13 protein-coding genes, 6 tRNA genes, 1 other RNA gene and 1 pseudogene are annotated in these 13,322 nt (G+C 30.4%); 9 read left to right on the top strand and 12 right to left on the bottom strand.

The annotated features are described in order from the left end of the window. Positions 1-18 precede the first annotated feature (18 nt). The 6 genes from BQ7358_RS02535 to BQ7358_RS02510 all read right to left on the bottom strand — a co-directional run bounded on the left by BQ7358_RS02535 (position 19) and on the right by BQ7358_RS02510 (position 6,807). On the bottom strand, positions 19-1,230 hold the full coding sequence (locus BQ7358_RS02535) for a DNA polymerase IV (protein ID WP_062173110.1): 1,212 nt from the start codon (positions 1,228-1,230) through the stop codon (positions 19-21). Between the two features lie 64 nt (positions 1,231-1,294). After that, the gene (locus BQ7358_RS02530; protein ID WP_083577628.1) at positions 1,295-3,082 is read right to left on the bottom strand and encodes a ribonuclease J; all 1,788 of its coding nucleotides are present in this window, start codon (positions 3,080-3,082) and stop codon (positions 1,295-1,297) included. After that, complete coding sequence (locus BQ7358_RS02525) at positions 3,063-3,851, bottom strand: ribonuclease HII (protein WP_062174694.1); 789 nt, start codon at positions 3,849-3,851, stop codon at positions 3,063-3,065. The genes BQ7358_RS02530 and BQ7358_RS02525 overlap by 20 nt, the downstream gene beginning before the upstream one ends. Beyond that, positions 3,841-4,713, bottom strand: a complete 873-nt coding sequence (gene ylqF, locus BQ7358_RS02520; RefSeq protein ID WP_062173108.1) for a ribosome biogenesis GTPase YlqF — start codon at positions 4,711-4,713, stop codon at positions 3,841-3,843. Before ylqF ends, BQ7358_RS02525 begins: the two co-directional genes overlap by 11 nt. A 590-nt stretch (positions 4,714-5,303) precedes the next feature. Further along, entirely contained in the window at positions 5,304-6,377 is a 1,074-nt protein-coding gene (locus BQ7358_RS02515; protein ID WP_072520176.1) for a PTS sugar transporter subunit IIC, read from the bottom strand. Between the two features lie 103 nt (positions 6,378-6,480). Further along, on the bottom strand, positions 6,481-6,807 hold the full coding sequence (locus BQ7358_RS02510) for a winged helix-turn-helix transcriptional regulator (RefSeq protein WP_062173106.1): 327 nt from the start codon (positions 6,805-6,807) through the stop codon (positions 6,481-6,483). Between the two features lie 179 nt (positions 6,808-6,986). On the opposite strand from BQ7358_RS02510, the gene BQ7358_RS02505 reads away from it, so the two are divergent. Beyond that, positions 6,987-7,616 (top strand): NAD(P)-dependent oxidoreductase, encoded by a 630-nt coding sequence (locus tag BQ7358_RS02505; protein WP_062173105.1) that lies wholly within the window; start codon positions 6,987-6,989, stop codon positions 7,614-7,616. Between the two features lie 99 nt (positions 7,617-7,715). Here BQ7358_RS02505 and BQ7358_RS08940 read toward each other — a convergent pair whose 3' ends face one another. The 6 genes and pseudogenes from BQ7358_RS08940 to ffs all read right to left on the bottom strand — a co-directional run bounded on the left by BQ7358_RS08940 (position 7,716) and on the right by ffs (position 10,892). Beyond that, positions 7,716-7,907 (bottom strand): hypothetical protein, encoded by a 192-nt coding sequence (locus BQ7358_RS08940; RefSeq protein WP_234971558.1) that lies wholly within the window; start codon positions 7,905-7,907, stop codon positions 7,716-7,718. Between the two features lie 5 nt (positions 7,908-7,912). After that, on the bottom strand, positions 7,913-8,560 hold the full coding sequence (locus tag BQ7358_RS02500; protein ID WP_234971557.1) for a DegV family protein: 648 nt from the start codon (positions 8,558-8,560) through the stop codon (positions 7,913-7,915). A gap of 15 nt (positions 8,561-8,575) precedes the next feature. Then, entirely contained in the window at positions 8,576-8,755 is a 180-nt protein-coding gene (locus BQ7358_RS08935; RefSeq protein ID WP_234971563.1) for a hypothetical protein, read from the bottom strand. Between the two features lie 9 nt (positions 8,756-8,764). Beyond that, a pseudogene (locus BQ7358_RS08930) lies at positions 8,765-8,955 on the bottom strand (DUF1836 domain-containing protein); the annotation flags it as partial. Between the two features lie 217 nt (positions 8,956-9,172). After that, positions 9,173-10,531 carry an MATE family efflux transporter gene (locus BQ7358_RS02490; protein WP_062173103.1) on the bottom strand — a complete coding sequence of 453 codons (1,359 nt, stop codon included), beginning with the start codon at positions 10,529-10,531 and terminating at the stop codon, positions 9,173-9,175. A 96-nt stretch (positions 10,532-10,627) separates the two neighbouring features. Then, an RNA gene (ffs, locus tag BQ7358_RS02485) (signal recognition particle sRNA large type) lies at positions 10,628-10,892 on the bottom strand. 213 nt (positions 10,893-11,105) lie between these two features. Here ffs and BQ7358_RS02480 point away from each other — a divergent pair. The 8 genes from BQ7358_RS02480 (at position 11,106) to BQ7358_RS08920 (ending at position 13,300) form a co-directional block, all read left to right on the top strand. Continuing rightward, a tRNA-Asn gene (locus BQ7358_RS02480) sits at positions 11,106-11,179 on the top strand. 2 nt (positions 11,180-11,181) lie between these two features. Then, positions 11,182-11,269, top strand: a tRNA-Ser gene (locus tag BQ7358_RS02475). A gap of 10 nt (positions 11,270-11,279) precedes the next feature. Beyond that, positions 11,280-11,354, top strand: a tRNA-Glu gene (locus BQ7358_RS02470). Between the two features lie 27 nt (positions 11,355-11,381). Continuing rightward, positions 11,382-11,457, top strand: a tRNA-Asp gene (locus tag BQ7358_RS02465). Positions 11,458-11,461: 4 nt separating this feature from the next. Continuing rightward, a tRNA-Phe gene (locus BQ7358_RS02460) sits at positions 11,462-11,534 on the top strand. 11 nt (positions 11,535-11,545) lie between these two features. After that, positions 11,546-11,621: transfer RNA gene (locus tag BQ7358_RS02455), tRNA-His, on the top strand. A gap of 277 nt (positions 11,622-11,898) precedes the next feature. Continuing rightward, positions 11,899-12,723, top strand: a complete 825-nt coding sequence (locus tag BQ7358_RS08925; protein ID WP_062172723.1) for an ISL3 family transposase — start codon at positions 11,899-11,901, stop codon at positions 12,721-12,723. After that, positions 12,692-13,300: a transposase gene (locus BQ7358_RS08920; protein WP_234971553.1), complete on the top strand. Its 609-nt coding sequence runs from the start codon at positions 12,692-12,694 to the stop codon at positions 13,298-13,300. The genes BQ7358_RS08925 and BQ7358_RS08920 overlap by 32 nt, the downstream gene beginning before the upstream one ends. Positions 13,301-13,322: the final 22 nt, after the last annotated feature.

Here is a 13,322-nt window from a genome sequence, read left to right as displayed (position 1 = left end):
CTTTCTTTTAGGTTTTTATTAATCTAAAAAATCTTTACTAAAGCTTGTAGTTATTATAGTCTTTTTGTTTTTATTATCATTTTTTTGAGGACTTGTAAGAACTTTATCACCAAATTGTTCTTTTAAACTTCGTGATAATTTTCTTAACTTTTCTTCTTTTTTATAATTTTTTTCATCAAAAATATCTAATTGAATGTTTAAATCTTTTAATTTTTTTATCTCATTTAATGACACTCCCAATAACCTTATCCCTACATTAAAATCATAATTTTCGGATAATAATTCCCAGGCATAACCAAAAATATCTTTTTCAGCATTTATGTACTCAGAAATTTTTTTCGAACGTGTCATAACCTTAAAGTCAGAAAATTTAATCATTATAGAAATATTATTCCCTACATAATCTCGTGATACAGCTCTTTCACTTACCTTTTTACTTAATTTTTTTACTTCTTTTAATATTTCCTCTTCTTCTATTAAATCACTGGAAAATGTTTTAGAATTTCCTATTGATTTTCTTTCTACGGTGTATTTTAACACTCTACTATCTTCTCCATTGGCTCTTTTTTTTAATCTTAAACCTTGAATTCCAAGAATACTATGTAAAATAACCTCATTAGCAGTTGCAACATCACCTATTGTATTAATTTTTAGTTTTTTTAATTTTTTTGTTGCAGCTTTTCCACAACCGTGCATCTTTTCTACATCAAGATTCCACAATATTTCCTTATAATTTTTTTTATTTATTATCGTAAAACCAAGCGGTTTTTTTAAATCCGATGCCATCTTTGCAAAAAATTTATTATAAGAAATCCCTATACTCGAAGGTATTTTCAGTTGTTTATATATTCTTCTTTGAATTACAGCAGCGACTTTTATCGGATCTTTTATTTCACTTAAATCTATATAAGCCTCATCTATAGAAACTATTTCAATTTTATCAGTATATTCCCTTACTAAATCAAAAATCCTTTTTGATTCTATTTGATATTTTTCAAAATCAGGACGTACTATTTGCAAACTTGGACATAATTTTCTGGCTTCTCCTACTCTCATTGTAGTTTTCACTCCAAAAGATCTTGCCGGATAATTGGAGGTAACTATTATTCCATGTCTTTTCTTAACTTCTCCTGCAACTGCCAACGGTCTTCCCTTTAATTTTGGATTATACTTTTCTTCGACACTTGCATAAAAACAATTCATATCGATATGAGCAATCACTTTAGACATAAGCTACCTCCTTTTTAGTTAGTTATAAGGGGACAATTAATTTATTATCCCCTTTTATTTTTTATTAAATTAATGTAAAGTTGACTATAATTATAGGTTTTCGTTTTGTACTATCATAAAGTAGACTGGATAACATACTTCTAATTTCTGATTTTATTGTTGAACAATCACGAATACTCTTTATAGGATTATTAATTAAGTATTCTGTGACTTTTTCTTCAGCTTCTTTTATGAGTTCAGCACTTTTTTTAACATAGACAAAACCCTTTGTTTGAATACATGGTCTTCCGACTAAACTTTTAGTTTTTCTGCTTATTGCATACGAGGTTACAAAAATACCGTCATTTGACAACAACTTTCTATCTTTTAAAACACTGTCTTCTACATCTCCAATTCCACGACCATCTACAAGAATATTTCCAACCGGAATATTTTTTAATAATTCTTTTGCCTTATTACCTGAAATTTCCAACGTAGTACCTTTTTCCAATATGTGAATATTTTTTTTGTTAACACCTGTTTCCGCTGCTATTTCTGCATGTTTTCTTAAATTCCTAAATTCTCCTTGAACAGGAATAAAGTGTTTAGGCATTAACATATTCAACATCAATTTTAATTCTTCACGTGTAGCGTGACTTGCAGCATGAAGACGTTTAGAGGCGGTAACAACATTAGCACCTAATTCTACAAGAAGATTTAATGTTTGGAATAACATAACTTCCATGTTAGGTGATGGAGTTGCCGCTATCATAATAGTATCTCCTTCTTCTATTTGAATATTGGTAATAGATTTCTCTGCAATATTTTTCATCGCTTCAATGGGTTCTCCTTGTTCTCCGGATGAAAGAATACATATTTCATTTTGTGGATAGTTTTTTAAATCGTCTATACCAATTAATTTATCGTCTTCTATTTCTAGGTAATTCATATTTCTTGCACTATTTATAGAATCTTGAATAGCTTGACCCAGTAATAATATTTTTCTATTTTGACCTAATGCGGCTTTAACAATATGAGAAATTGTTAAAAAATTAGAGGCATAACACGTAACAATAATTCTTTTATTAGCTTGATAAAATGCGTTATCAATCTGTTCTGCCGCCTCATTTTCCGGCACATTATATCCCTTTACATTAGCATTACTGGAATCACTTAGTAATACCATAACACCTTTTTGACCTAGTTGGCTAATTTTTAACATATCTGCTCTGTATTCTTTACTTACAGATTGGTCAAACTTAAATTCTCCGGTATAAACTATATTTCCTTGTGCGGTAGAAATGCAAATACCTAGTGAATCCGGCATAGAATATGTCGTTTTAAAAAATGTTATATGAGCATTATTAAAATCATATTTATTATTCTCTCTAACATAATAAAATTTAATACGACGTCTGATATTTAATTGTTTTAAATGATTTTTTAATAAATCAATCGTTAATTTAGAACCATAAACAGGACACTTCAGCTTATCTATTATATAAGGAACAGCCCCCATAGAACTTACACGTCCATTAGATAAAAAGATACCTTTTACCCTATTCTTATTCTTAATCAAGTAACTAATATCCGGTATAACCGCATCTATCCCTATCATTTCAGTTTCAGGGAACATAAGACCGGCATCTAAAACAAATATCTCGTCACCAATTTCTACCATATACATGTTTTTAGCTACTTCTTCTACTCCCCCTAACGGAGTTATACTAACCTTTGGATAATTTTTTCTTGATTTACTTGGTTTTTTCTTTACTTCTTTACTCTCAATGTTATTTAATTTATTTTTCACAACATTATTTTTTTTATGTACGCTGATCTTCTGACCATGATTATTATTTTTTTCGTTGTTCATTTTTTCCTCCTTGTATTATTGTTTTTATCGGTTCAAAATCTCTTCGATGTATTGGACAAATTCCATATTTATCTAAGGCTTCCAAGTGTCTCTTGGTGCCATATCCTGCATTATTTTCAAAATCATAATATGGATATTTTTTTGAATAATCTTCCATTAAGCGATCACGATATACTTTAGCTATAACGGAAGCCGCCGCTATTGAAACGCTTTTTTCATCACCCTTAACCATACTAAAATTTGAAATTGGATAATTTCCAAATGGCATGGCATCAATTAAAAGAAAATCCGGCGTCTGTGATAACTTTTCAACAGCTTTTTGCATTGCTATTCTGCTGGCATTATAAATATTATATTTTTCTATTTCTCTATTATCTACTTCACACACCGCATATGCTAATGCTTCAGCTTTTATTTTATCGTACAATTCTTCACGTTTAGTTTTTGATAATTTTTTTGAATCATTTAATCCTTCAAAATAATTATCCGGTTTTAAAATTACCGCAGCTGCTACTACCGGACCCGCCAAAGGTCCACGACCTACCTCATCTACTCCACAAATATACTTATACCCACTATTATAACACTTATTTTCATAAAATGACTTTTTTTCGTATTCTTTTTTTAGAAAATTTTTCTTTTCTTGTTTTTTATTATAACTAAGTAATATTTTTTTTACACCTATTCTCTCATCTTTTTGCAATGTTTCTATTATTTCTTTTTCTACTATCTCTTGTGAAAAAATTTCTTTTATTTCGTTAATTTTCATCATTAATTTCCACCATTTCTTGATAATTATCTAAGGTAATTAATCCGAATTTTTGTGTTCTGAAATCTTGGATAAGTAATTTTATAGTAGAATCATAGTCATAATCTCCGGCAATCTTTTTAAATTTCTTCTCAGCAATTTTTTCCATAATAAAAACATTGTCATCATCTTGTGACACATTTATTTTATAAAGGTTATTTAAATTTTCTAAATAATTTGTTTTTAATAATTCTATTAAGTATAAACATACATCATCAAGTGGTGTTATATCATCTTTTATTGAAGCAATTAAACTTAATTTTTTACCTATTTTTTGATTGTCAAATTTGGGCATTAAAATTCCCGGTGTATCCAACAACTCAATATCTTTATTCAATTTTAACCACTGTTGTTTTTTAGTAACACCTGGTTTATTAGCAGTATTTGCTACATTTTTTTTTATCAATTTATTGATAAATGTTGATTTTCCGACATTAGGAATCCCTATTACCATAGATCGAATTGCTCTTGGTTTTATACCTTTTTCTACTTGGCGAGCAATTTTTTCTGCTAATTCTTCTTTAGCCTTACCAATTACTTTATTTAAGTTATTGCTATTTTTTGAATCAGTGTAAACAACAACATATCCTTTATCTTCAAAATAATTTTTCCATTTTGCAGTTTCTTTTCTATCACATAGGTCAACCTTATTAAAAATAATAATTTTCTTTTTGTCTTTCACTACTTCATCTAAGTACATGTTGTGTGATGATAACGGACAACGAGCATCTACAAGTTCAAATACAATATCTACTAATTTTAATTTTTCTTTTACTTCTCTTGTTGCCTTTGCCATATGCCCGGGAAACCATTGAATAACCATGCAATTTTAACTCCTTTTGTTATTTAATTATATATTATTTTACAAATATTCCAGCAATGGTTAGTAGTGGTATGGACGCCTACAACTAACCTACTACGTAGGTGGATTTTTCGGCTAGAATTTTAGCCAAGGTCTAAAATTCTCCAAGTAAAATGCTTTTAGCATTTTACTATTACCACTACAAACATTGCTATTAAGTTCGTTGCTGTTCAAAGGTTAATTTTTAAGGGTAACATACTACTATAAAATCAGCAAAAAATAATATTTTGTATATAAATATATAATTGTATTTACAGTCCTATTTATTTTACCATATTTTAATGACTTTTGAATACTATTTATATGTATTTACAATTTTTTTATATTTTAACTTTTCATAGTATAATATTTATTATCTCGTTAAAACAGCAAAAAACAATCTCAACGTCAGTCATATAACATTGAGATTGTTTTTAAATTGCACTAATTTTTTTGAGCGGTATTTTTATTTTATCCGTCTTTTTGCATATTCATCAAAATTCTTGCACCTATCTTAAATACTTTATTAATTAACTGTACATAATATATATATATGTATGATGTATTATTTATTATAATGCAAGTTGGTAATCTGATGATTTAACATATCCTTTTTTTTCCATGTAATAATAAACTGCATACGATAATATCGCCGGCAAAATAAAATGCAGTAGCAATATTTCTACAAGAAGTATCATATGGTTAGTATGCCCAGCCATTGTTTGCCATGTCATAAGTTGTCCAACAAGACCTGATGTCCCCATACCACCACCGGCAGGGTTATTCTCCATTGCACATACAAGTGTTGCTACCGGACCAAGTATAGCACTTGCTATAATAGGCGGTATCCATATAATAGGTTTTTTCATAATATTCGGAACCTGAAGCATTGATGTTCCTAAACCTTGTGCAAGTAATCCGTTCCAACCATTTGCTTTAAAACTAATTACCGCAAATCCTACCATTTGCGCCGCACACCCGACAGTAGAAGCTCCTGCCGCTATACCCGACAATCCTAAAATTATAGATAATGCCGCCGAACTAATCGGTAATGTTAAAATAATTCCCATTACAACTGATACAACTATTCCCATTATAAATGGTTGTAATTCTGTTGCCTCTCGAATAAATGAACCAAGCATTTTCATACCACTAATTAAATATGGACCGGTATAATAAGCCACAACGGCTCCAATAATAATCGTAACAAAAGGTGTTACAATAATATCTATTTTTGTTTTTCCTGAAATTAATCGTCCACACTCAGCCGCAATAACGACAGCAATAAAAGCCCCAAGCGGATCACCTGAACCACTAATAGAAAGTTTCCCCTGTTCAATTAGATGGTTTGTACCAAGGTTAGAACCAAATGCTCCAAGAAATCCAACAACACCTGATGCTAAAATTACTAACTTAGGTGCTTTCAACGCATGTGCTACTCCTATACCGATTACAGGTCCTGTAAGTGCCATGGCTATCGTCGCTACAGCAACTAAAAATCCTGATAACCCTCCACTTAAGCTTAATGCTATCTGTTTAATAATAAGCCCGATTATAAGAGTACAAAACAACCCAAGAGCCATACCGTTTAGTGCTACAATGAAGTATCTATGAAATACTTTTGACAACAAACTATTTTTATTCATAGTTATTCCCCTTTAATATATATTAAAATAATAGTGCATACTTATGCACCTTGACTATATTATAACTCATAAACAATTAATTATCATCTAAATTATTTTCTTTTTATAAATTTTCCAGTTTATTTCTATATGTCATTCCCCAAGAACCTAATGAGTTTATCACTAGTTCTAAAGAATTTCCTAAATCCGTTAACGAATATTCAACACGTGGCGGTACTTCTGCATAAACTTTTCTATTAATTAATCCGCTTTTTTCCATTTCACGTAAATTGGCGGTAAGAACTTTTTGTGATACATTACCTACAGATCTTTTTAATTCTCCAAAACGTTTAGTTCCCTCTAATAAATCACGAATAATAAGTATTCTCCACCTATTACTTATAAGAGTTAGTGTCAGTTCCACAGGACATGCCGGTAAATTTTTTTCCATAATTAATTACCTCCGAAAAAATTAAGTTTTATATCTAATAAAACTTATAATACACAATAGTTTCTTTTAAGTAATTATATTACCTTAAAGTGCGTACTTTACATTTAGTTTGTATAAGTATATTATATTATTATCAAAACAAAAATTCAATAATAGATTTAAAAACGGAGGTCATTGAAATGAAAATAGCAGTTATAGGAGCAAACGGTAAAGCAGGTAGTTTAATTGTAAAAGAAGCAGTAGAACGTAATCACGATGTTACAGCAATCGTTCGTTCAACCAACAAAACAGTAACAAATGAAGTTATTGAAAAAGATTTATTCGATTTAACTAAGAATGATTTAAAAAAATTTGATGTTGTAATTAGTGCAATAGGAGCATTTACCCCTGAAACTTTTCCTATTCACAGCAAATCAATAGAATACCTTACAACTCTACTAGCAGATAGCGATATCCGTTTCTTAGTTGTGGGTGGTGCAGGTAGCTTATATATTGATAATACACATACTACTCGTCTATTGGATACATCTACTTTCCCGGAAGAATTTAAACCATTAGCTACTGCGCAAGCTGATGAATTAGATCTACTAAGAACCAAAAATAATGTAAAATGGACATTTATAAGTCCTGCTGCCAATTTTATTGAAAATGGAGAAAAAACCAATAAATATGCAACTGCCGGAGAGGTATTTACGGTAAATCAAAAAGGGGAAAGTTCTATAAGTTATGCCGATTATGCCAGTGCAATGCTTGATGAAGTAGAAAATGGAAATCACATTCAACAACGTATCTCAGTTTATAGATTATAATACTCACAAAAAATAAAGGTATAAAAGAAATAAGGTACTAACTCCAAAACTTGTCAAAGTTTTTGGGTTAGTACCTAAACGCTATTCCACCTTTATTTTTTAATTAATTTCGTATCCTAGTAAAATTCCGCCTTCTTCTGCATAAAAGCTGCACAAACCTGAAGTTCGTATAATTGAAAAAGTTATATTTCCATAAAATTCTTGTAATTTACTTTCCAATTTTTTACAAATTCCTTCATTATTCCTATGAGTTATAACTACTTTTCCACCTTTATAACCATGTTTTTTCATTTCATTTATAATCTCAGTAATTGCTTTTTTTCACCACGAACTTTATGTAATAAATGAAGCGTCCCTTCATCACTTGCTTCCCCAACCATACGAATATTTAAAAGTCCGACAACGGTTGCCGCTAGTTTACTAAGTCTTCCGTTTTTTACTAAATTATCAACTTTTTCCAATACAAATAATAATTTTGAATTTTTATGATACTCTGTTATTTTTTCCACTATCTCCTCAAAATCATATCCTTGACCTATTAAACTATTTAACTTCAAGACTAATAAATCCATATGCCCCCCTGCCGATAAGCTATCTATTACATGTATATTAGCTGCCGGGTTGATTTCATATAACATTTTCTCAGCGATTTTTGCACTATTATAACTGCCTGATAATCCGCTGGTTAGTGTTAAAACGAATATATTATCTGTATTTTTATATGCTGATAAAAACGCATTAGGACTAGGGCATGCAGAACGTGCTACTTTTTCACTTGAATAAATTTCTTCCATCATAAAATCTATATCTAAATCTAAAGTATCTTTGTACTCTTTCTCCCCTATTTGAATAGAAAATGGAATTCTTTCAAAAACTGTATTCTCTGCTAAATTAGGTATTTCCCGTAAGTCGCAGCCGGTATCTACCACTATTTTCCAATTCATTATTTCTCTCCTTTACTATACTTCTTCTTGTTTTTCTAAATCTTCTACTATCATATGAGTTTGTTGATATAAACGAATGGTTCTACAAGCCAAAATAATGGCAGCCGGTATATCATCGCTTTCTTCACCATTCATGCAACGAACAAAATTATCATACATTTTTTCTGATTGATTGTTTTTGGTTAATAATTTCACCGTTTTACTGACCTCTTGAATTGAGAAAACATTTTTTAAACACGTTATAACTATAAGGCGTGCTAATTGTCTTCTTGTATATTTTTTTTAATGGGTTTATCTAAATATCCATGTTTAACATAATTATTTATCATTGCTGAGGTTAAGCCCTTTTCTCCATGAACAACTGCTGTGCTATCTAGTTGATTAACATAAAGCAATACCTGATCTAAATATAAATCAAACTCCGGTAAATCAATCCATTTTGGATATATATTTTCTTTCAAATTACCATCACCTTTTTATCTAGTTTTGATAACTACATTATATGGTTTTTATAAAATATTGTCAAGAAAAAAATTACGCTTTCAACTAAAAACAGCTAAATTTAACACTTTATTGCTTTTAAAGTTGATTACGTAATTTTAGATTATAACATTATATTGAATAAATTTTCCTGTTAATCTTTCTTTTCATATACCAATAATAAATTAAAATACCGATAGCATAAAAGGTTAAACCGATAATCCAGCCTATCCATAGACCATCAATTCCTATATTGCGAACGAATACCAAATAATAAGATATAGGTATTCCTATTAAATAATATCCTATCCCCATTGTCACACAAATAGGAACAGCCTTTTTATAACCACGCAAAACCCCTGCTAAACATGAAGCAAAAGAATCACAAATGGCAAATCCTATTGCATACAATAACAAATGCGCTGTTAAATTTATTACCCCTTTATCATTTGTATATAGATAAGGGATTTTTGAATCAAATATATAGACCATAAGTCCTGATATAAATGAAAAAACCATACCTATGCCACACCCAATAAATGTATATCTCTGAGCCATCTTATAATTTTTTGCTCCAACATGAAATGCTACAATAATTGTTACAGTATTTGCTACACTAACCGGTAAACTATACAAAAAACCCGAAAAATTTAATGCTGATTGATGGGCAGCAATTATAGTTGTATCGAACCTTGATACCATAAGTGATAATGTTGAAAACACTACTGTTTCCAATGCTGCTGCAAACGCTATAGGTACCCCAAGTCTAAAAATTTCTCCCCAGTGATTAAGTTTAATACTCTCTTTTTGAAATATTTTATATTTATTTAATTTTGGATGTTTTATTGTAAGGACTAATGCAATAAAAAACAATGCAGTATATGTTACCGATACGGCTACAGCATTTCCGGCTCCACCTAACTCCGGCATTCCAAATTTTCCAAAAATAAAACTATAAGCAAAAAATACATTAATCGGAACTGAAATTACCATCATAATCATTGATAAACGGGTTAAGCCTAAGCTATCCATAAAACCACGAAGTACAACGTAAAGAAATATTGATAATACTCCAAAACTCTCATAAAATAAATATTTTTTAGTAACTTTAGCTATACTTTCCTCTAAACCTAGTGAATTTACTACCGGTGTAGCTAAAGTATTTAGCCCAATTATTAAAATTATACTAATCGCTATAGCTATATACAAAAATTGACGAACTTTCGTCGGAATTTCATCCTCTCTTCCCTTTCCAATTAGCTGTGATACTATCGGAATAATGGCAAGTACTATTGCATTAAGCGTGTACATAATTGGATTCCATATATTAACTCCCATACTTACCCCTGCTAAATCTGTCGGGCTGTAATGTCCTGCCATAAACGTCCCTATCATTCCCGATGAATATGAAATAATTTGATAAATCAATACCGGAATAAGTAATTTTATAAATATTATTGATTGCTCTTTTATATTTTTTCCTTGATACATAAAATCCCCTTTTTCACTAATACAATTTCTATTTCTATAGTTTAAACATTAAAAAAATCCAAAAGTTAACACTTTCAGATACTCATCGATTTATAAATATGCAACCAAGACTTGAATAAACTAAAAGACCGTTAGTCTAATCGCCAACTCAACCTTGACAAAAACTCACACCCACAATAAACATACTTAATGCTGCTTCCTTCCGGACCTGACATGGTTCATAAGCACTGCGTCGTAAGGTGCCTCAGTCTCAACATTACGTGTTAAACTCGACATCCCCTAATTTACCCGCATCTCGGTATTCAGTCTTGCTAAAGCGGATTGCAAGTACAGGGCACCGCTAACTCCCCACCTAGCATTTCTATATTATAGCAAATTTAAAAATAAAAAGCAAGAGCTTTTATTTATACTTTTTTTGTCTCACATCATTTACAAATGTACATTATTATTTATACTTTTTTGTCTTACATCTATTGTACCTATGCAATACAATATCATAATTTTTCTAAAAAAGTGTTGACTTTATATATATATTTATGTATAATAATAAATGTTCATTGCAACTGAACATTTATCCACAGTAGCTCAGTTGGTAGTAGCATCTGACTGTTAATCAGAGGGTCGCAGGTTCGAGTCCTGCCTGTGGAGTTGGAGTAGTACTCAAGAGGCTGAAGAGGCGCCCCTGCTAAGGGTGTAGGTCGGGAAACTGGCGCGAGGGTTCAAATCCCTCCTGCTCCGTTTTTTTTGTGGCCCGTTGGTCAAGCGGTTAAGACACCGCCCTTTCACGGCGGTAACACGGGTTCGAGTCCCGTACGGGTCACCATTTTTTTGAGAGTAAGAGTATAAAGTAGGTCCCGTGGTGTAGCGGTTATCACGCCTGCCTGTCACGCAGGAGATCGCGGGTTCAATTCCCGTCGGGACCGCCATTTTGCCTTGATAGCTCAGTTTGTAGAGCAATGGATTGAAGCTCCATGTGTCGGCAGTTCGACTCTGTCTCAAGGCATTTTTTTTATGGCGGCTGTGGCGAAGTGGTTAACGCATCGGATTGTGGTTCCGACATTCGAGGGTTCGATTCCCTTCAGCCGCCCCATTTTTTGAATATTGTATTTAATATGATGATACATGTTATTATCATATTTTTATTTTATAATATATATTCTTTTATTTATGTATAAGTTACATAAAACATTTCCCAATATGTTTCGGTACTTCACAAAACTTAAAAGTGAACTGATTAAAATTGGTTGTATAATAAATACGGGGCATGGGAAAAAATCCATACCTCGTATTGTTTTTTAATATACAAAAAGACAAATATCCAATATAATTAAAGTGCAAAAAAAATAAACTATGAAAGGATATCTGTCATGAATAATTTTAACACAAAAACAAAAGAAATAAAAGAGGGAGAATTCATTAAAAACCTACTACAAATAAAAGATAAAAATATAACTATTGAGAAAACACATAACGAAACTATAAAAAATAATCAAAAGTACTTTGTATTCAAAGGTACCTTAACATATAAACCCAAGAAGTGTGAATGCTGTGGTTGTCTTAATAAAGGTTATACTGTAGTTAAAAACGGCTTTAATGAACTTACTAGAATTAATCTATTAAAAATATCAGGTATCCCTGCTTATTTGGAACTAAGAAAGCAACGTTTCAAGTGTAAAACTTGTAATAAAAAATTTGTAGCTACTACTTCTTTTGTAGATAAATACTGTAGTATTTCTAAAAATGTTAAGTTTTCTATAATGAGTGATTTAGCTGATACTTTATCTTTTAAACAAATAGCCAAAATGAATAATGTATCGGTTAATACTGTTATAAGAACTCTTTATAAATGTAAATCCCATGTAGACATTCTTAACTATAATACCTTACCTGAGTATTTATGCTTTGATGAGTTAAAGTTTACTAAAGATAGTAAAAATGGTATGAGTTTTATTTTTTTAGATGCTTTAACTCATGAGATTATTGATATAGTTGATGGTAGAACTGAGTATATTTTAAATAATTATTTTTCCAGATTTTCTAAAGAGGCTAGAAGTAATGTTAAGGCTATTTGTATTGATATTTATACTCCTTATATGAAGTTGATTAGAAATAAGTTTCCTAATGCTGAAATTGTTATAGATAGGTTTCATATTATTCAAAATGTTAATAGAGAACTTTATTCAAAATGTTAATAGAGAACTTAATAGAACTAGAGTTAAGCTAATGAATATTTACAAAAAACAAAAAGGTATTAATTATACTCTTTTAAAAAATAATTGGAAGTTAATATTAGAAGATGAAAGTAATGTTACTCATGGTAGGTTTTTCTTTAATAGGAGTTTTAGGAGTTTAGTTACTAGACGTGATATTTTAGATTATTTATTAGGATTAGATTGTATATTTAAGGCTAGCTATGAGAGAGTTCAGGATATTAGATATGCAATAAGGTATAGAAATGAGTTGGAGTTTAAAGAATTAATTGAAAAATCTACTATCGGTTTATCTGATGGTGTTAGTAAGGCTATTAATACTATGAGAAAACATAAAGAGTATATGCTTAATAGTGTTAGGTATTCTATCTCTAATGGTTCTTTGGAGGGTATTAATAATAAGATAAAGGTTTTAAAGAGAGTTTCTTATGGTTATAATAGCTTTTATAACTTTAGATTACGCATTTTAGTTGTTTCTAGGTTATTTGTTTCTGAGTATAAAAATAATATTTCTTTTAAGGGCGTTTTGAAAAATGCCAAGCAACACTGCATTGCTTAGCATTTTATCCTTATTTTTTCTC

Source organism: Gemella massiliensis (assembly GCF_900120125.1).
GTDB classification, from domain to species: domain Bacteria; phylum Bacillota; class Bacilli; order Staphylococcales; family Gemellaceae; genus Gemella; species Gemella massiliensis.
The sequence above is the reverse complement of the archived record's forward strand: the minus strand, read 5'-3'. Positions and strand labels throughout refer to the sequence as shown.